This is a genomic window from Streptomyces sp. JLSY215 (assembly GCF_059682825.1).
Window position 1 is genome coordinate 4,564,845 of sequence record NZ_CM185022.1, and the last position, 17,756, is coordinate 4,582,600.

Sequence of the window (17,756 nt, forward strand, 5' to 3'; positions counted from 1 at the left end):
GGATTCCAAAGCGTGGCCCACCCCATGGTTCTGCCAGCCACCAACGCTTGTGAATGACCCTCAGGCGGCTCCTCCACGCCCACCAGGAGACTTGGAAAGCATGTGGGCGGGCAACTGCATTGTTGCTCAGATGTACGGGTCTGGGCGCATGGGGATCACTGCTCATTGAGGCTCTGCTGTGAGCTGGACGGAGCGTGCTGGGAATTGGTGCTTCCGCGCATGCTGCTGCGCAGTTCGTGCCAAGCGCTGACGACCTCAGCGACCTTCCCCAGCAGCTCGCGTAGCTGACCGAGAACGAGAAGGACGACGCCGAAGCCAGCCAAGACGTAAAGCGTGATGCTGTCCCAGTTCACGACTTCACCTCCCCGCGAGAGCCTTGCGGTGTCCGCGGAAGGACACGGTCTAGCCAGTCGGTATCTGCGCCGAGCCTTTCAAGTTGCTTTCGGGCGTCTTTGTCGTACACGCCATGGCCCCATCGGAACCGGAACTGGATCCCGGGCCCCGGACCGTCGCTGTGGGCCAGGTCGTAGGTGCACTGCCGCATGTACCGGTCGTCTTGCAAGGGTGGGTCGTCACAGGTGCAGTGGCGCTCGACGATGTGGAGTGGTAGCCCCCAAACGGGATCGGAGAGCTTTGCAAGCAGCGTGTCGTGATCGAGACGTACGTCGCGGCGCGTGTCCAGCTCGAAGATCCACTCGCTGCCAGTTATCCATGAACGAGTGGAGTAGGCAGAGCTGGACGTGTGGAACAGCGCGATCCTGCGGAGCAAACCCGCACCCACCCACGCAATGTCCTTCTCCGTCCCCCGGGCCAGTGGGTGTGACTGCTCGTCCTGCCGTTCGTACTCGCTAATCCAGCGGGTTCGCCACAGGGGCCGTACGTGCGCCGTGACCAGGGTCTCCCATCGTTCGTCGAGGTAGTCCTCCCACTTGGTGCCAGCCATGCCGCGGATGATGAGGCGACTGTCAGTCTCCGCCAGCGTGAGGTGCAGGTCGGTCCCGCGGATTGCGGCGATGCGCAGCCCCAAGACGCCGTTTACTTGGGTGTCCGGTTCTGCGTACGGCAAGAGGCGATCGAGGGAGTGCCATGCCAAGGGATAGTGGTCGCCCTGTGAAAGCTCAAGGCGGCTGTCGAGACAGATCACGATCGGCTTGCTCGGGCTCAGGCGTACGCCGGCAATTCCCACGGGGTGAGCAGACCATGATCCGCCGTCGCCAAGTTTCGACAAGACCTGCGACTCAAGCAGCGCCTGATCGCCTGCGGAGTCCGGCAATGGGGTGGGGTTGTTCGCTTTCTTGAGCGCTTCCAGGGCGAATTGATACGGCTCACCGGTGTAGGTGATCCGCTTCCGAACCAGCGTGGAGAGGCGTCCGCCAGCAGACATGGCACGATCCGTCCTCGAACGCCGCTGCCCCGAAACGTCCGAATAACTGATCGGCGCACCCGGTAGGGGTGCAATCGGACACACGAAATCAACCTGGTGAAGCTAAGGCTTCTTCATCCTGTGGGTGACGCTGCACTGGGGCAGCTCAGCGTCAGGACAGGCCCCCTGGAGGCCAGCGTGAGATTACCACTGGGCGCTGCCACGCGTGGGACGTTCGCCGCAGGAAAAGATCTATGCTCGTGATCCAGAGGAGAGGCTAGGTCACCTGGATCACGCAGCGCTTTGCCATCCAATGCTGGGTCACCACCGGTTGCCAGGCTGGGAGCGGCTGTGGGGCTGTGGCTGCTGTACAGCAGCGGAGTACCGCAACCACTGCAACCCATCGCGGCTGTCGATGCGCCCAGGAGGCCGCGAAGTGCCCCGTGCGACCCTCGGTGACCGATCCGCATAGAGCTACGGATCAGAAGGTTGCAGGTTCGAATCCTGCCGAGCGCACAGCAGGCCAGAGGCCCCGTCGAGGAATCGACGGGGCCTCTGGCGTATGGGGTTGGCGGCAGTGTTTGACGGCAACCGCGTCGGGAGCTGGCGCTGGGTGGGGCGGATGGCTAGCGGGGTGCCGGCCGCGCCGTCGTCGTCGTCCGGCGGGTTGGCGTCACGCCCGGCGGAACGGGTCCGCATCCACCGCCTTCAGTGCGACCTGCACGCCGGGCTGCGCTTCGCGGCCGGGCGCCGCGGTGGGCGTCCGGGGCGGAGCCGCGGGCGTGGCCACGATCGCCGGGACCACCCTCGGCACGAGCCCTGACCGGCACGGCCGCCCCGTGTGGTCCAGTGCGCCGGCCATCAAGGCCGTTCCCCACCGTCTCTACGGCCCGCAGCAGTTGGCCAGTTGGGCCCCTCCCCCTCGCAACCTGGGTGGCGGCGGAATGTGTTGAGACTGCGTGAGGGGGAGCACGACGAGGGGATGAGGGCAGCCCCGGTTCAGGTCGGGAGCACACGAGTTGGTGGCCAGTGGAGCCGGGCTGTGTGCCGGCCGGCGTACCTGGATCTCCCGGCCGCCGGTCATGCGTACTCAACGGCCGCGCAGGTCCGTGAGCTGCTGGTAGCCTCCGCCCGTTCGATCATGTGCAAGCACCGTCCACCGGGGGGAGACGGCTCGGCTGCGGCTTCGCCCCATTCGTTGAAGGATGAGGATGAAGATCAGCAAGAAGGCCACGGCCGTGCTGGTGGCAGGGGTGCTGTCGGGGGCGCTGGCGGGGTGCGGGACCGGTGGCGGGGGCGACGACGGCACGGGAGAGGACGACGGCCGGGCGACCGGGACTTCCCTCCAGAGCAAGATCAACGCACCGGCTGCCTTCGACCGCGGTCACGGGTGGGAGATCGGGGCCGGCTGGATGCCCGAGGGGCAGGCCTTCCCGTATGCGGTGTCGGCGAAGAGCGGCAAGATCGCGTACTTGGCCAAGGCGAAGCAGGGCTACGTCCTGAATGTCCGCGAAGCCTCGACCGGCAAGCTGCTGTCGGCCGGTAAGCCCTGGAAGGCCCCGGAGCTCACCGCCTCCCAGACCCAGAGGGGCCAGGGGCTGACGGTTCCGCGGGTGGTGCTCGTCTCGCAGGGAGAGCGTGAGTACTTTGCGATATGGGCGTACGGCCAGAAGCGCAAAGACCAACTCCACGGCTACAAAGAGGTCTTCTCGGTGGCCTTCTATCCGGCCGATGCGTCCGGGAAGGACGTTGCTCCGTCCGGCAGCGCGGACGTGGAGTACGAGAACGACAACACGGGTGTGTTTCCCGGGCCGGGAGGCCTGGTCTTCGCCAGTGCTTACGCCGACGAGGTGTCGGTGTCTCCGGCCGGCAAGGTCACCAAAATTGCGGAGGTGAAGATCGGGGGGCAGCCGGTTGAGCCGGACGACATGATGAGCGTCCCGGGGCCGCAGGGGCTGGTGACCAACGCGGACGCGGAGGGCAGCAGCGGAGAAGGCGGTGGCTTCGGCGCGGACGGCGGCTGGCGCAGCGCCGATGTGACGCCGCCCGGCGTCGCGAAGATCCTCAAGCCGGATCCGGGCATGGCCGGCCCGGAGGGGCCGAACGGCCACATCGTCGGTGTCGCGGACAGCCACCTGATCGTCGGCTGGGCCGGCAAGGACGGCATGAGCTCGTCGCTGCACGATGTGGCGACGGGCAAGGTGGAGGCGACGGCCCCGTGCGACACCGCTGCCACCTCGTACGAAGCGCAGGTACCGGTGCGGGCCAGCCGGGAGGACACCCCGCCGGCCCTGTCGCACAACGGCACCTACCTGGCCAAGGGGGGCAATATCTTCAACCTCAGGACGGGTAAGGGCTTCTGCGCCGACGCGGACGAGGACGCCAAGAAGATTTCCCTTACGGCCGTCGGTGACGACGGGACCGCCTACGGCACGGCAAAGGAGGGGACGGGCAACGATGAGCCGTGGATTCCGGTGTCCGTCTCGGCCCGAACCGGCGCCAAGCCGCTGCCGGCGAAGACCGAGATCCCGTATGCCCTGACCAAGGACGCGGGCGTGTTCTTCACCTACGCGGGCGGGAAGGGGCTGCGTATGGTCGTCCTCCACTTGAAGGGCTGACGACTGAGCAAGCCGAATGATCGATTGCGCTGATGACGGCAATGGTGACGGCGGCGGTGTCCGCTTGCGCGCGGTGTGCACCACACACAAGCGGATTCTCATCCCGACGGGTTCGCTCAACGAGCGACCATCGGCGGACCCAGAGGAGCGACTTCCCGGTCGAAGAACTCCGCGAAATCCTCGCCCCGGCGGTAGAGCGTGTCGAAGCCCGTGGAAGTTTCCGCGATTGCCATTCGGTCCGTGATCCGGTTGGCGCCCGCTGCGTTCCCGTCGTGGTAAACCACTTCGTACATGACGTCAGTGCCGAGGATCACCACCTCGGGTACCAAGTGCTCGCCTTCGATGTGCGCGAGATTGCGGGCGTCTATGACCCGAATGTTGTCGCCCAACTCCACGCGGAGGCGAAGTACGAACAATTCCCATTGCACGTATGGGGTGATGGGAAACTCCACTACGCGGAGTCGGCGCTCCAGAATGCCGAGTGCCGCGGCTTTCCGGAATTGCGCGGTGTAGATTTCACGCTTCTCCTCGATCAGGGAGAGCGCCGTGTCCCACTCGCCGGCGGAGAATGCTTCCCAGCTGGCGAAGCCTCGTTCCTTGAAGTTCTGCCCGCGTTCGAGCTTTTTCAGGAAACGGATGCCGCTCTCGTAGTGGCGGCGAAAGTCATCGTGGTAGCTTGGCCGATCCAGATAGTCTGAGGCGCTGCGCTGGAACGACTCAAACACTGGGAATGTCCGGTTTCGCCGCGACCATCATGCGCCTGGGGATGACCACGAGTCGCTCGTCATCTCCCACGGACACACCTGCCGGCAGTGACTTCCCGAGCGACTCCGTGAGATCTCTGCCGATGATGGCGACATCTCCGTTCTCGAGCTCCCAAATATCGGGGCAGTCGGGATTGTCGGTTGTCGTGCCTAATTCCTGGGGGGATTTACCTAGCCGCCTCTTGAACCCCGTCGTCGGATCGGCTTCCCATGGCCTGGCCACAACCACCCCTCCCTCCGTCGATAGGTCTGGAACGTTTTGAGGCTAGCCACTGGGCCTTGAAGTGGCTAGAGCGAACACGGAGTTACCGAGGGAAAATAGACAATGGCATATGCCACAGGCAAAGTACTCCACCGGAAGCTCGGTTGCTCGTTCGGTTTGGCGATGCAAACATGTCGACCTTGAGCTGCTATGCAATGCCGCGCGGCAGCCTATGGTCTGATTTACGGCATATGAGGCGAAAGCTGGAGTAGCAGAGATTGGGCTGGGGGAACTGTGAATCCGGAATTAACGTCGGTCCCGCAGGTTGCTGGAATCACATTAGCCACCTTGGTGGCAACTGGGCAGCGTCAACACGCTCGCGAGCGAACCACTCGTCTGTGGCCGGTCCGACGACGACAGTCCGGCACCGCACACATTGCCTCCGATGAATTGGTCTCCGGTGAATTGACATTGACAGCGTGTCGCGAAGAACTGCTGCCGGCCGGTCAAGACATGCACATCGACGAACAGTGAGGGGAGCGATGGACGGCCATGCCGAGGACTCCGGCCGTGTCTACCAATCGTCGCGTGACCAGCACATCAGCGAGTACCACTACCACGGCAGCGAAGAGCCCGGCCTGGCCGGCCCGGACTCGGTCCGGCGCCCGGCGGTGGGCCGGGCGCCTGTGGTGCTGCGTGATCGCACCGAAGTACTTGAGCGCCTGCAGGAGAGCGTCACGGCAGGTGGCGGCGGCCAGGTCTTCGTCCTCCACGGGATGGGCGGCTGCGGCAAGACCGCCGTTGCGTATGCCTTCTTTCAATTCGCCACGGAGAGCAGAGGGCTGGCCGGCCTGTGGGTGAATGCCTCCGACCGGGCGAGCCTGCGCTCCGGCATGCTGGCCGTTGCGGCTGACCGTGGTGCAACGGACGGCGAGCTGTTGGCCGCGCGCAATGGCCTGCGGCCTGGAGCCGACCTTGTGTGGGAACACCTCAACCGATCCGGTGAGCCGTGGCTGCTGGTGCTGGACAACGCGGACGATCCCGAGATTTTGCGGGACGGCAGCTGGCTGCGTACCAGCCCCAGGGGCATCGTCGTGGTGACGACCCGCCGTGCGGCCGCTCGCTGGTGGCCAGGGGCGGAGCTGCAGCATATTGGTGTGCTGCCGCGGGAAGACGCCGCACGGGTGCTGTGCGACCTGGCACCGCAGAGCGGAACGTTGAAGCAGGCTGCGGAGATCGCAGACAGACTGGGCCGACTGCCGCTCGCGCTGACGCTGGCGGGTGGCTTCCTGTCCCATCAAGTGCTCGACCCCTGGACGATGGACGCCTACAGGCGGCACCTCGAGGAAGGAGAGCGTGTCGAGCTCATAGATCAAGGAGCTGACATCTTGTCGGACGAAGACCCGCGCCACCTGGTAGGGCGCACGTGGCAACTCACACTCGACGCATTCGAAGGCCGCGGCCTGCCCGAGGCGGTGGCGCTCCTCCGGTTGCTTGCCCGTTTTGCTTCGGAGCCGCTTCCGCTGTCTCTGCTGAACCGGCCTGAAATCAGTGTGGTCCTCCCCCGCGCGCGTACCGAAACCGCGCTGCGTGCACTGCTCGACCAGTCACTGACCGAACTGGTGGATGTGGGCGTGCGGTGCGTCCAAAGCCATGGGGTGCTGCTCGACAGCGTCGCTTCCGCCACGCCTCCGGACGCGCTGACCACCCTCAACGCCACGGCCAGCAGACTGCTGGACGCCGCCATTCCTGAACTGCCTGATGCCGGGCCGGAAGACCCACGTCTGCGGCTGCTCGGCCCCCACGCCATCGCATTGTTGCAACGTGCCCGGACTCCGGCGGCCGTCGCCGAATTGGCAGCCGTTGCCACCCGCTTGGCAATTGCGTTGCACCGCACAGGGGACTATCTGTCTGCCTGGGAGACCGCCCATGGTGCGGCAGAACTGTCGGAGCAAACCCTCGGTTCAGAGCACCGCGTGGTGCTGGCTGCGCGATCCCGGGCCGGCCGGGCGCTGTTCCGGTTGGGAAAGTACGCCGAGGCCGAGCCGTTGCTGAGCCAGGTGCGAAGCAATCAGGAGCGGCTGTTCGGGGCGGATGATCCGGACACCTTGAACAGTGGCCATGGACTTCAACTGGTTCTCGGGAATCTCGGCCGGAGAGCGGAAGCGCTGTCCCTGCTCCGCGCCACCATGGCGGGCCGAAAAGCGTCACTGGGGCCCGCACATCCATTGACGCTGCGTTCTCAGGCGAGCCTGCTGACGATGCTGTCGGAATCCGAACTCGAAAGGGAGGGCAACTCTGGACTGCTCTCCTTGCCCGCGGAGTGCGAGCGTCACCTCGGGCCGGACCACACGGTGACGTTGGGAGCGCGGCACAACCACGCCTGGGCGCTGTACGTACTCGGGCGCTTGGGTGAGGCGGATGAAGAGATTCGACTGGTGGCAGATATGTATGAGCGTCGATTCGGCCCGGACTATCCCATCGCGCTATCCGCGGAACAGCTGAACGCCCGTATTCAGCATAAACTCGGAAATTACGAGGCGGCAGTGCGTATTATGGGCGATGTGGTGGAAAAGCGGGCGAATAGTCTAGGCGTCGACCATCCTTTTACGGCTGCTAGCAGGAAGGTACTGGCCGAGCTGACGGAGGACCGTCCGACCGCACCCTGAGGCAACGGCCGACGCGCGAAGGATCCCGCTCCCCGTGGTGTGGAGGGCGGGATCCTGTCGTGGCGGAGGCGGATCAGGCGGTGGCCTGAGCCTCGGCGGAGAGCTGGGCGGGAATCATGCCCTTGGCGGTGAGGGCGGCGGTGATCTCCGAGACGAGGAGGGCGGCCGCGGACTCCCAAGCGGTGCGCCCGGCCACGAGCTTGCCGGTGTCCGGGTCGATCAGGTTGCCGGAGAAGAGGGTGTCCTGGGGCTTGATGTCGGCCGTCTTGGCAGTGCGGTCGAAATCGACCGAGTCCAGTGCGCGGACCGCATCGGTAACGCTGATCTCGCCGTCGGCGGTGACCGTGTGGACGGCGAAGGCGATCGCGTACAGGACACCCGCGGAGGTCAGGTACGTGGCCTCACGCAGCTCGGGGACGGTGACATTGCCCTCCACGACGTCGGCGAAGCGGACCAGCTCGCCCAGCCCGGTCCAGAAGTCCTTGAGGGTGGCGCGTGCCTGCTCGGGGGTGCTCTTCTCGCCCTCGAAGTGGGCATTGACGGCCTTGTCCATGGTGGCCGGGGAACGGTAGCCGTTGCCGACCAGCAGCAGGCTGGAGACGTAGCGGACGGTCTTGAAGCTGAAGGCCTTCGCCGAGAGCTTGCCGGGGTTGTCCTTGAAGTACTCGACCTTGTCCTGGAGCAGCGGGACGTCTTCGAAGAGGTCGGAGAGCTCGCGGTTGATGGGCTGTCGGCGATCCATCGACTGCCCCATGGAGGCGGTCGGAGCCTTGACGTTGCGCTGGAGGTCGGCGAAATCCTGCGCCCGGTGCTTGGGGTCGTCCTCGATGACGATGATGAGAGGCTGGCCGGAGGTGCGCAGACGCTCGATGAGGGGGTCGTCCTCGTCGCGGTTCTGGACGATCTTCTCGTAGGCGCCGATGCGGTGCTGGCCGTCGCCGATGTCGAACTTCGCGCCGATGTCGATGGCAAGCGTGCCGACCTGGGCAGCGTCGAGGTCGGTGGTGACGCCGTCGACCAGGATGGGCTTGAACTCGGCCTCCTTCGAGGTGAGATAGAGGACCGCGGCTCCGAGGACGAACTTCTCCTCGGTCTCCAGGTAGTTGACGATGCCCGCCATGTGGTTGTTGTCGCGGGGCCGATTGCCGTGTGCCGTGGTCTTGACCGGATCCCACGCCTCGGGCTTGGCGACCATCGATACGAGGTCGACGGCGGACATGGCGGTGGTCATCATCTGGCGGCCGCCCTGCTTGTAGCCGATGACCGGGATGTGGATCTTGGGCATGGATGTTCCCCTCCCTGTGCACGCTGACGCAGACCCGGAATGGGTCGGTGAAGCGTCGGGTACGGAAAGGGACGCTACTACGCCGAAATTGCGACTGACGACACGTCAAATCTTGCGTAGGGGAGGTCAGTTCGCGCGTAAAGAGGGGTTTGCGGCCGGGTGTGTTGAGTCTCTTTGCAGGTCATGGGTGTTCGGTTGGTGAGTGCCGGGGCTTTGCTGGGTGGTTCGTGTGGGGGCGGAAAAAATGCGAGGTCTCTGGGGGAGGGGCTGGGCCGCCTGGCCGTGTTGGGGTGGGTGGGCGGCCCAGTTGGTCGGGGTGCGTGGGGGTGCGGGGGTGTGGGGTCAGCAGGTGCGGCCGGTGTAGTGGGCGCCTTGGACCTTTTTGGCGGAGCCGAGCCAGGTTCGGCCTGGGCCGACGCAGGTTTCGTAGTCGGGGGCCCAGGCCAGTTCGACCTTGATCACCACACGGGAGCCGTCGCTCGTGCAGTGGTTGTAGAAGGCGTCCGAGCCCGTCTTGTAGAAGCCGCAGGGGTTGTAGGTGGCGGCGGTGGCCGGGGAGGCGGCGGTGGCCGACAGGCCCAGTAGTGCGGCGGTGAAGACGGAGGCCAAGAGTGAGCGGTGGCGCATGGCGGGACTCCTGTTGTGGCCGGGTGTGGGTGGGGGCCGGTGGGTGGTTCCCGGTGAGGGAACCGGTCGGCACTCGCAGAGTGATATCGGAGTGACGGGGTGTGGTGGCGGTCCGGCGGCTCTGGTTCACCGGAAGGGGTGGACCGGGGGGTGTGGGTGTTTCGGGGTGGGGATGCGGGCGGGGCCGGGGGCGCGGCCGGCGTTGGGGGGATGGGGTGGGAGTGGGGGGTCTGTGGCGGTGTTGGTGATGTTGGTGGGTGGGGGCCGGAGGAAACGATTAGGCATTGGTGGGGGCTTCGCGTAGTGTGGGGTCAACCGACGCGGGGTGGAGCAGCTCGGTAGCTCGCTGGGCTCATAACCCAGAGGTCGCAGGTTCAAATCCTGTCCCCGCTACTGACGCCGCAGGCCCAGTGGATCTTGGATCCGCTGGGCCTGCGGCTTTTTTTGCGTGGGGTGGTTGTAGGGGTTGGGGTGCGGCGGGGTGCGGCGGGGTGCGGTGCGTTTGTGGGGGGACTCAGGGGTGGGTCGGTGGGGGCGGGGCGGTGTAGTGGGCGGCCGGGCCTGGGTGGGGTGGGGTCAGGTGGGGGTGGAGGAGGAGGTCGTCGTCGTAGTCGCCGGTGTTTTGGTGGCGGAAGGGGAGCGGGGCGGTGGTGGGGAGCGTGAGGAGGCGGTCGCGCAGGCGGGTGGCGGCGGTTTCGTAGTCGGCGGGGGTGGTGCGGTCCGAGCCGGGGATCAGGAGGGGCGGGACGACGGAGATGCCGGTGTACCAGAGGGTGCCGTGCTGGAGGGGGAAGAGGAGGTCGTTGAGGTCGCCGTTGACGCCGCGCGGGCCGAGGGTGGTGGCGCGGGCGCCGGCGGTGACGACGACCAGGGCGCGCTTGCCGGTCAGCTTGCCGTCGCCGTAGCGCTGCGGGCGGCCGGTGGCGTGGTCCGTGATGCCGAAGGCGAAGCCCTTGACGAAGACGCGGTCGAACCAGCCCTTGAGGATGGCGGGCATGCCGTACCACCACAGGGGGAACTGGACGATGAGCGTGTCGGCCCAGGTGAGTTTTTCCTGTTCGGCGCGGATGTCGGGGGACAACCGGCCGTGTTCGTAGGCGCGTTGTGAGGCGTCGCCGATGAGGAGGCGGTCGGCCGGGTCGTGGGCGTAGTCGGCGGGGTTGACCAGCGGGTTCCAGCCCATGGCGTAGAGGTCGGAGACGCGGTGCTGGTGGCCGTGGGCGTCGAGGGTGCGCAGGCCCTCGGTCTTGAGGGCGCCGCTCAGGGAGCGAGGGTCGGGGTGGGTGAACAGCCAGAGGGCCTTCATGCGGTCCACTGTCCGGGGCGGTGCGACGGCGGACGAGTGGCCGGATGGTCATAGTGTGCAAGGATCGGGCCATGGCTGAGAGAGATGTGGGCGGCGGGGTGTCCGCCCGGCATCGGGTGGTGGTGCTGGTGCGGGACGGGATGCTGCCGATCGAGGTGGGGATCGTGCACCGGATCTTCGGGGAGGCCAGGTCGGCGGACGGGGAGCGGCTGTACGAGCTGGTGACCTGCGCGCTGGAGCCGGGGGAGGTGCGTACGGATACGGACTTCACGGTGAATGTGGCGCACGGGGTGGAGGCGCTGGAGGCGGCGGACACCGTGGTCGTGCCGGCTTCGGGGGTGGACTACGGCCCGGCGACGGAGCGGAGTGAGGGGTGGCTGAGTCCGGCGATGGCGGACGCGCTGGGGCGGATCCGGCCGGGGGCGCGGATCGCGTCGATCTGTACGGGGGCGTTCGTGCTGGCCGCGGCGGGGTTGCTGGACGGGCGGCGGGCGACCACGCACTGGCGGTCGGTGGACGACTTCCGGCGGATGTTTCCGGCGGTCGAGCTGGACGCGGATGTGCTGTACACGGACGAGGGGGACGTGCTGACCGCGGCCGGGGTCGCCTCGGGGGTCGATCTGTGTCTGCACATGGTGCGGTGTGATCACGGGGCGGTGGTGGCCAATGACGTGGCCCGGCGGACCGTCGTACCGCCGCACCGGGAGGGCGGGCAGGCGCAGTACATCCGGCGGCCGGTGCCGGAGCCCCAGGGGTCGTCCACGGGGGCGGCGCGGGCCTGGGCGCTGGCGCATCTGGACCGGCCGCTGAGCCTGCGGGAGCTGGCGGCGCGGGAGGCGACGAGCGTGCGGACGTTCACCCGGCGGTTCCGGGAGGAGGTCGGGATGTCGCCGGTGCAGTGGCTGACGCAGCAACGGATCGAGCGGGCGCGGCAGTTGCTGGAGGAGACGGACCTGACCGTGGAGCGGATCGCCGCCGAGGCCGGCTTCGGGACGGCGGCGTCGCTGCGGCAGCATCTGCAGGTGGCGTTGGGGGTGTCGCCGAGGGCCTACCGGAGCACGTTCCGCGGCGCTGTGCCTGGGCCGTACGGGGCGGGTTCTCTCGCTGTGGCGCCTGTGGCGGGCTGATGGCGCTGTGCGTCGGCTGTGCTGCGTGGGTGGGCTCTCCCGCCCTGGCGCCTGCGGCGGGCTGATGGCGCTGTGCCTGCGCCGTACGTGGTGGGCTCTCCCGTCGTAGCTCCCCCACTGCCTTAAGGGCGTGGGAGGTGCCCCCAGCGGCGGGCTGTTGCCGCTGCGCGGGGCTTTGCGGCTGCGGCGCCGGGCCTCCACGGCTTCGCCGCTACGGCCCGGCGCCTTCCGTGGGTGGGGGGTGGGGGGTGTGGAGGCTCGGGTTTGATTTCGGGTGCCGGTGGGTGGGGGCGCTTCTCCGGGGGCGGGGCGTTGTCGTACCCCCGTCGTACGCTGGCGGTGTGTGGCGATGTACGGGACCGCGCTGGTCGGGCGGGGCGGCGGGGGGCGCCGCGGGCCGGCGGTACGAGCAGGGGCTCGGGTGGTATGACGCCGAGCGGGGCGAGGAGAGGGTGAGCCCGCTGCCCGCCGGGAAGGTGCTGGCGTTCGCGGCGCGGGGTGAGCGGTGCTGCCTGGGGGTGCGGCGGGGCGGCCGGTGGACGGTGTGCCCGTATGCGGCGGTGCTCGACGGTGCGGGCGCCAGGAGCCAGTGCGCGAGCTGCGCCCAGCTGGACCGGTCGCGGTCGGTGGCGGCCGACACCATGGCCGACGATCCGCGCCCGTACGGTGTCTATCTGGCGTACTTCGGTCCCGGGCTGCTCAAGGTGGGCATCACGGCCGCCGAGCGGGGACCCGTGCGGCTGGTGGAGCAGGGGGCGGTGGCGTATGCGTGGCTGGGGCGCGGGCCGTTGATGGCGGCGCGGCGGGCGGAGGCGCTGCTGGGGAGCGCGCTGGGGGTGCCGGACCGCTTCGGGAAGGCGGCGAAGCGGGCCGCGCGGGGGGCGTTGCCTCCGGTGCCGGAACGGATCGCCGAGCTTGCCCAACTCCACGGCGCGGCAATGGGGTTGGCGGGCTGGCCGGAGACGTTGGAGCCGGTCGGGTTCCACTGCCATGACCATACGGAGCAGTTCGGGCTGGACCGTATCCCGTCGGAGGCCGCGGAGCTTGGGGCGATGACGGCGGGGGCGGAGATCGTCGGGGAGGTGGTGGCCGGGGTGGGGGCGGATGTGTATCTGCGGCTGCGGCCGGGGGGTTCGGGGGAGCCCGGGGGCGGTGGGGGGATCGCGGTGCTGGATCTGCGGGTTCTGTCGGGGTGGGTGTTGGGGGCGGCCTCGGGGGAGGTGACGACGGTGCCGGTGCGGGGGCCGGTGGGCGGGCGTGTCCGCGATGAGGACGGGGACGGGCAGGTGGGGCTGTTCTGACGGGGGAGTTCTCTGGTAGGCCTGGGCGGGCTGATAGGGGTGGTGCAGGTGTGTAGCTGCGGTGTTGGCGGGGCTGAAGCGGGAGAGCCGGGCGTGGCGGATGCGGTGGCGGGGGATGAGCGGGTCGGTGAGTTCTGGCGGGGCCTGGGGCTGCCGGGGCTGGTCGATGTGCATACGCACTTCATGCCCGAGCGGGTGATGACGAAGGTCTGGGCGTACTTCGACGCCCTCGGCCCGCTGGTGGGACGGCCGTGGCCGATCACGTACCGGTACGAGGAGGACGAGCGGCTGGCGGTGCTGCGGGGTTTCGGGGTGCGGGCGTTCACGTCGATGATCTATCCGCACAAGCCCGGGATGGCGCAGTGGCTGAACGGCTGGGCGGCGGACTTTGCGGCCCGTACGCCCGACTGCCTGCGGACCGCGACGTTCTTTCCGGAGGACGGGGCGGCGGATTACGTACGGGCCGAATTGGCGGGCGGCGTGCGGGTCTTCAAGGCGCATGTGCAGGTGGGCGGGTACGACCCGGCCGATGTGGCGCTCGATGCGGTGTGGGGCGCCCTCGCGGAGGCCCGTACGCCGGTCGTCATCCACTGCGGATCGGGGCCGGCGCCCGGCAAGCACACCGGGCCGGAGCCGATAGCGCAGGTGCTGTCCCGGCATCCCCGACTACGGCTGATCATCGCGCACATGGGAATGCCGGAGTACACCGACTTCCTGGAGCTGGCGGAACGCTATCCGGGCGTGCACCTCGATACGACGATGACCTTCACCGATTTCGCCGAACAGGCCGCGCCCTTCCCGCGGGTGGAGCGGGCGCGGCTCGCGGACCTCGGCGACCGGGTGCTGTTCGGCAGCGACTTCCCGAACATCCCGTACGGGTACGCGCATGCCCTGGAGGCGCTGGAGCGGCTGGAGTTGGGGGATGAGTGGCTGCGGGGGGTCTGTTACGGGAACGGGGCGCGGCTGTTCGGGCTGTGAGGCCACTCCTTTGTGGCGCCTCCCTCTTGTGGCGCTTCCCTTCCTTGTGGCGCTTCCCCTTTTGTGAGGCCGGTGCCGCCCCCTGTGGATCAGGCCGGCCGCGGGGCGGCGGTCAGGTGGGCGAGGGCGGTGCGCAGGTCCGTCAGGGTCGCCTCGTCCGTGACGCGTTCCGTCGTGGGGTCGGTCTTCGGGCCGATGGCGGGGATTTCGAGGCAGGCGGCCGCGATGACCTCGCCGCTCATCGTCCCCAGGATCTCGCGGAGTTGGGCGTTGGCGTGGCTGCCGCCGGTGGGGAAGGGCGAGGCGGTGATCACGGCGATCGGCTTGTCGACGCATTCGCCGCTGCTGACCAGCCAGTCGAGGGCGTTCTTGAGCACGCCGGGCACGCCGTGCGCGTACTCGGGGCTGACGACGAGGATCGCCTCCGCGGCCGCGGCGGCCGCACGGAAGGCGGCGACGGCGGGCGGGGGTGTGGCGTCCTCGCCGTCGAGGTCCGGGTTGAAGTGCGGCAGGGCGCCGATGTCCGCCGTGGTGGCGGGGCCGTCGTGCAGGTCGAGGGCGGAGCGCAGGACCGCGCCGTTACCGGAACGGGCGCGGAGGCTGCCGGAGAGGGCCAGGAGTCGCATGGGGGGACGCTACGGCTTGACGTGGGCGGCAAGGCAAGCGGGAGAAGGGGAGGGGCGCATCGCAGGAGGGGGCGCGAGGCGGCCAGTTGGGCGGCAGCTGGGGCGTTTTCGCTGGTCAGGGCGATTGTCAGTGGGGGGTGCGATGCTGAGGAAGTGGTGATCGGGCTGGACCGCGCGGGGGGCGGCCCAGGCCGGTCGCGCACGCCCGGGGAGGGTGCGGGGGAGGCGGTGCGACGAGGGCCGCGCCGTCCCGCCCCGCGCACTTCTCAGGGAATTCACAGAAATCCCCAAGGGAGCTTTCACGGGCGCGGGTCAGCCTTGCCGCATGACCGTGACTTCGCCGTCCCCAGCGCCGTCCTCCGCCTCCACGGGTTCCGCCCCTACGGGGGCCGCGCGCCCGTCCGCTTCCGCCGCCGCGGGCGGTGCGCGGCGCGGGCCCGCCAAGCAGCCCGAGCTCCTGCGTGCCGACGGAAGCCCGGTGCGGGTGCTGGTCGTCGACGACGAATCGTCGCTCGCCGATCTGCTGTCGCTGGCGCTGCGGTACGAGGGCTGGGACATCCGTGCCGAGGGGGACGGTGCGGGAGCGCTGCGGTGTGCGCGGAGCTGGCGGCCGGATGCGGTGCTGCTCGATGTGATGCTGCCGGACATGGACGGGCTGACCGTGCTGGGGCGGCTGCGGCGGGAGCTGCCGGATGTGCCGGTGCTGTTCCTGACCGCCAAGGACGCCGTCGAGGACCGTATCGCCGGGCTGACGGCGGGCGGCGACGACTACGTCACCAAGCCGTTCAGCCTGGAGGAGGTGGTGGCCCGGCTGCGCGGGCTGCTGCGGCGGGCCGGGGCGGCGGCCGCGCGCAGCGCGCCGCGGCTCACGGTCGGCGATCTGGAGCTGGACGAGGACAGCCACGAGGTGTGGCGGGGCGGGGACGAGATCCATCTGACCGCCACCGAGTTCGAGCTGCTGCGCTACCTGATGCGCAATCCGCGGCGGGTGCTGAGCAAGACGCAGATCCTGGACCGGGTGTGGAGCTATGACTTCGGCGGCCAGGCGAACGTCGTCGAGCTCTACATCTCCTATCTGCGGCGGAAGATCGACGCCGGACGGGCGCCGATGATCCACACCCGGCGGGGTGCGGGGTATCTGATCAAGCCGGGTGGGTAGTGCGGATGAGCTCCTCGCCGACGTCCGCTCTTCCGAGGCGCTGGACGCTGCGCACCCGGCTGGTGGTGTCGGCGGTTGCGCTGATCGCCGTCGTCGCGGCCGTCATCGGCACCGTCACCACGATCGCGCTGCAGTCGTATCTGCAGGGCCAGTTGGACGAGAAGGTGGGGGAGGGCCTGGTAGGCGCCCAGAGGCTGCATCCGCCCGGCCTGGTGGGCGGTACGAACCTCGATTTCGTGGCGATGGGCGGGGCGCCGATCGGGACGGTGGGCGCGCGGTTCGGACCCGACGGGGCGATGGAGGGCGGGGCGAAGAGCAACAACTCCACCGGCCGGCTGCCGCGGGAGCGGCTGGACGGGCTGAGCGGTGCGCAGGCGGCGGCGCTGGCCCGGGTGCCGCGCGACGGGGCGCCCCACACCGCCGAGATACCGGGCCTCGGCGACTACCGGGTGCGGTCCTCCCCGGACGGCACGGTCGTGCTGGCGATGCCGCTCCGCGAGGTGGACCACACGGTCGCCAGGCTCATCCGCGTCGAGGCGTGGGTGACGGTCGCCGGCCTGGCCGCGGCCGGGATCGCGGGCGCGGTGATGGTCGGGGTCGCGCTGCGGCCGCTGCGCCGGGTCGCGGCCACCGCCACCCGGGTGTCCGAACTCCCCCTGCACCAGGGCGAGGTGGCGCTGCATGTGCGGGTGCCGGCGGCCGAGGCGGACGCCCGTACGGAGGTGGGGCAGGTCGGTGCGGCGCTCAACCGGATGCTGGGGCATGTCGGCTCGGCGCTGTCGGCGCGGCAGGAGAGCGAGACGCGGGTGCGGCGGTTCGTCGCCGACGCCAGCCATGAGCTGCGTACGCCGCTGGCGTCGATACGGGGCTATGCGGAGCTGACCCGGCGCGGGCGGGAGCGGCCGGGGCCGGAGACGCGGCATGCCCTGGGGCGGATCGAATCCGAGGCGGAGCGGATGACGGGGCTGGTGGAGGACCTGCTGCTGCTCGCCCGGCTCGATTCCGGACGCCCGCTCTCGTACGAGAGCACCGATCTCTCGGCCCTGGTGGTGGACGGGGTGAGCGATGCGCAGGCGGCCGGGCCCGGTCACCGGTGGCGGCTGGAGCTGCCCGACGATCCGGTGCTGGTGCACGGCGACGCCGACCGGCTGCACCAGGTCCTGGTCAATCTGCTGGCCAACGCCCGGACGCACACCCCCGAGGGGACGACCGTGACGGCCCGGGTGCGCGGACGCGCGGACTGCGGGCCCGGCGGCCGCGACGGTACGGCCGTCACCGGCGCGCAGGCCGTCGTCGGCGTGCGGTCCGCCCCCGGCGAACCGTCCGGCGCCACCGCCCCGTCCGCCCCCGGCGCCACCGCCCCGTCCGTCCTCCTGGAGATCCGCGACGACGGGCCGGGTATCCCGCCCGACCTGCTGCCGCATGTCTTCGAACGGTTCGCCCGCGGCGATGCCTCGCGGTCGCGGGGCGCCGGGAGTACGGGGCTGGGGCTGGCCATCGTGCAGGCGGTGGTCGGTGCGCACGGCGGCACGGTCGCCGTCGAGAGCGCGCCCGGCCGGACGGTCTTCACGGTCGCCCTCCCGGCGGCACGGCCCCAGGGCCCGCCCGCGCCTCAGGCCTCACCCGCGCCTCAGGCCTCGCCCGCGCCCCAGGACGACCTCCGACGCCCCCCGGCCGCCGATTCAAAGCCCGGACACAGGCTCACCACACCACCATGACAGCCCGGTTGGC

The 17,756-nt window shown here is 69.2% G+C and carries 15 protein-coding genes and 1 tRNA gene; 8 read left to right on the plus strand and 8 right to left on the minus strand.

Going from position 1 to position 17,756, the window contains the following annotated elements:
- Window positions 1–155 precede the first annotated feature (155 nt).
- Together AC5677_RS20390 and AC5677_RS20395 are read right to left on the minus strand one after the other, a co-directional pair.
- Window positions 156–353, minus strand: a complete 198-nt coding sequence (locus AC5677_RS20390; protein WP_497196442.1) for a hypothetical protein — start codon at window positions 351–353, stop codon at window positions 156–158.
- The gene (locus AC5677_RS20395; RefSeq protein ID WP_497196443.1) at window positions 350–1,384 is read right to left on the minus strand and encodes a hypothetical protein; all 1,035 of its coding nucleotides are present in this window, start codon (window positions 1,382–1,384) and stop codon (window positions 350–352) included. Before AC5677_RS20395 ends, AC5677_RS20390 begins: the two co-directional genes overlap by 4 nt.
- Before the next feature lie 1,190 nt (window positions 1,385–2,574).
- Between AC5677_RS20395 and AC5677_RS20400 the strand changes: the two genes are divergently transcribed.
- Window positions 2,575–3,981, plus strand: a complete 1,407-nt coding sequence (locus AC5677_RS20400) for a hypothetical protein (protein ID WP_497196444.1) — start codon at window positions 2,575–2,577, stop codon at window positions 3,979–3,981.
- Window positions 3,982–4,097: 116 nt separating this feature from the next.
- Here the strand turns inward: AC5677_RS20400 and AC5677_RS20405 are convergent, their stop codons facing one another.
- Window positions 4,098–4,706, minus strand: coding sequence for a DUF6879 family protein (locus tag AC5677_RS20405; RefSeq protein WP_497196445.1), 609 nt, complete (start codon window positions 4,704–4,706; stop codon window positions 4,098–4,100).
- The gene (locus tag AC5677_RS20410; protein WP_497196698.1) at window positions 4,699–4,968 is read right to left on the minus strand and encodes a hypothetical protein; all 270 of its coding nucleotides are present in this window, start codon (window positions 4,966–4,968) and stop codon (window positions 4,699–4,701) included. The genes AC5677_RS20405 and AC5677_RS20410 overlap by 8 nt, the downstream gene beginning before the upstream one ends.
- A gap of 521 nt (window positions 4,969–5,489) precedes the next feature.
- On the opposite strand from AC5677_RS20410, the gene AC5677_RS20415 reads away from it, so the two are divergent.
- Window positions 5,490–7,616, plus strand: a complete 2,127-nt coding sequence (locus tag AC5677_RS20415) for a tetratricopeptide repeat protein (protein ID WP_497196446.1) — start codon at window positions 5,490–5,492, stop codon at window positions 7,614–7,616.
- A gap of 73 nt (window positions 7,617–7,689) precedes the next feature.
- Here the strand turns inward: AC5677_RS20415 and AC5677_RS20420 are convergent, their stop codons facing one another.
- Together AC5677_RS20420 and AC5677_RS20425 are read right to left on the minus strand one after the other, a co-directional pair.
- Window positions 7,690–8,901, minus strand: coding sequence for a DNA sulfur modification protein DndB (locus tag AC5677_RS20420; RefSeq protein WP_497196447.1), 1,212 nt, complete (start codon window positions 8,899–8,901; stop codon window positions 7,690–7,692).
- A 342-nt stretch (window positions 8,902–9,243) separates the two neighbouring features.
- Window positions 9,244–9,528 carry a DUF6355 family natural product biosynthesis protein gene (locus tag AC5677_RS20425; protein ID WP_497196448.1) on the minus strand — a complete coding sequence of 95 codons (285 nt, stop codon included), beginning with the start codon at window positions 9,526–9,528 and terminating at the stop codon, window positions 9,244–9,246.
- 319 nt (window positions 9,529–9,847) lie between these two features.
- Here AC5677_RS20425 and AC5677_RS20430 point away from each other — a divergent pair.
- Window positions 9,848–9,921: transfer RNA gene (locus AC5677_RS20430), tRNA-Met, on the plus strand.
- Window positions 9,922–10,042: 121 nt separating this feature from the next.
- Here AC5677_RS20430 and AC5677_RS20435 read toward each other — a convergent pair.
- The gene (locus AC5677_RS20435; RefSeq protein WP_497196449.1) at window positions 10,043–10,834 is read right to left on the minus strand and encodes an NAD(P)H-dependent oxidoreductase; all 792 of its coding nucleotides are present in this window, start codon (window positions 10,832–10,834) and stop codon (window positions 10,043–10,045) included.
- Window positions 10,835–10,878: 44 nt separating this feature from the next.
- Here AC5677_RS20435 and AC5677_RS20440 point away from each other — a divergent pair, with 44 nt between their 5' ends.
- The 3 genes from AC5677_RS20440 to AC5677_RS20450 all read left to right on the plus strand — a co-directional run bounded on the left by AC5677_RS20440 (window position 10,879) and on the right by AC5677_RS20450 (window position 14,240).
- Entirely contained in the window at window positions 10,879–11,961 is a 1,083-nt protein-coding gene (locus AC5677_RS20440) for a GlxA family transcriptional regulator (RefSeq protein WP_497196450.1), read from the plus strand.
- Between the two features lie 341 nt (window positions 11,962–12,302).
- Window positions 12,303–13,262, plus strand: coding sequence for a DUF2797 domain-containing protein (locus tag AC5677_RS20445; RefSeq protein WP_497196451.1), 960 nt, complete (start codon window positions 12,303–12,305; stop codon window positions 13,260–13,262).
- A 93-nt stretch (window positions 13,263–13,355) separates the two neighbouring features.
- Window positions 13,356–14,240 (plus strand): amidohydrolase family protein, encoded by an 885-nt coding sequence (locus AC5677_RS20450; RefSeq protein WP_497196452.1) that lies wholly within the window; start codon window positions 13,356–13,358, stop codon window positions 14,238–14,240.
- Window positions 14,241–14,329: 89 nt separating this feature from the next.
- Here the strand turns inward: AC5677_RS20450 and AC5677_RS20455 are convergent, their stop codons facing one another.
- On the minus strand, window positions 14,330–14,866 hold the full coding sequence (locus AC5677_RS20455; RefSeq protein WP_497196453.1) for an NADPH-dependent FMN reductase: 537 nt from the start codon (window positions 14,864–14,866) through the stop codon (window positions 14,330–14,332).
- Between the two features lie 457 nt (window positions 14,867–15,323).
- Between AC5677_RS20455 and AC5677_RS20460 the strand changes: the two genes are divergently transcribed.
- Window positions 15,324–16,025 carry a response regulator transcription factor gene (locus AC5677_RS20460; protein ID WP_497196699.1) on the plus strand — a complete coding sequence of 234 codons (702 nt, stop codon included), beginning with the start codon at window positions 15,324–15,326 and terminating at the stop codon, window positions 16,023–16,025.
- A gap of 5 nt (window positions 16,026–16,030) precedes the next feature.
- The gene (locus tag AC5677_RS20465; RefSeq protein WP_497196454.1) at window positions 16,031–17,743 is read left to right on the plus strand and encodes a sensor histidine kinase; all 1,713 of its coding nucleotides are present in this window, start codon (window positions 16,031–16,033) and stop codon (window positions 17,741–17,743) included.
- Window positions 17,744–17,756 lie beyond the last annotated feature (13 nt).

What these genes read in the sequence shown, in the direction of transcription:
- AC5677_RS20425 (WP_497196448.1), bottom strand. Translation starts at nt 9,528, where the DNA reads ATGCGCCACCGCTCACTCTTGGCCTCCGTCTTCACCGCCGCACTACTG.
- AC5677_RS20465 (WP_497196454.1), top strand. Translation starts at nt 16,031, where the DNA reads ATGAGCTCCTCGCCGACGTCCGCTCTTCCGAGGCGCTGGACGCTGCGC.
- AC5677_RS20420 (WP_497196447.1), bottom strand. Translation starts at nt 8,901, where the DNA reads ATGCCCAAGATCCACATCCCGGTCATCGGCTACAAGCAGGGCGGCCGC.
- AC5677_RS20455 (WP_497196453.1), bottom strand. Translation starts at nt 14,866, where the DNA reads ATGCGACTCCTGGCCCTCTCCGGCAGCCTCCGCGCCCGTTCCGGTAAC.
- AC5677_RS20435 (WP_497196449.1), bottom strand. Translation starts at nt 10,834, where the DNA reads ATGAAGGCCCTCTGGCTGTTCACCCACCCCGACCCTCGCTCCCTGAGC.
- AC5677_RS20415 (WP_497196446.1), top strand. Translation starts at nt 5,490, where the DNA reads ATGGACGGCCATGCCGAGGACTCCGGCCGTGTCTACCAATCGTCGCGT.
- AC5677_RS20440 (WP_497196450.1), top strand. Translation starts at nt 10,879, where the DNA reads ATGGTCATAGTGTGCAAGGATCGGGCCATGGCTGAGAGAGATGTGGGC.
- AC5677_RS20395 (WP_497196443.1), bottom strand. Translation starts at nt 1,384, where the DNA reads ATGTCTGCTGGCGGACGCCTCTCCACGCTGGTTCGGAAGCGGATCACC.
- AC5677_RS20400 (WP_497196444.1), top strand. Translation starts at nt 2,575, where the DNA reads ATGAAGATCAGCAAGAAGGCCACGGCCGTGCTGGTGGCAGGGGTGCTG.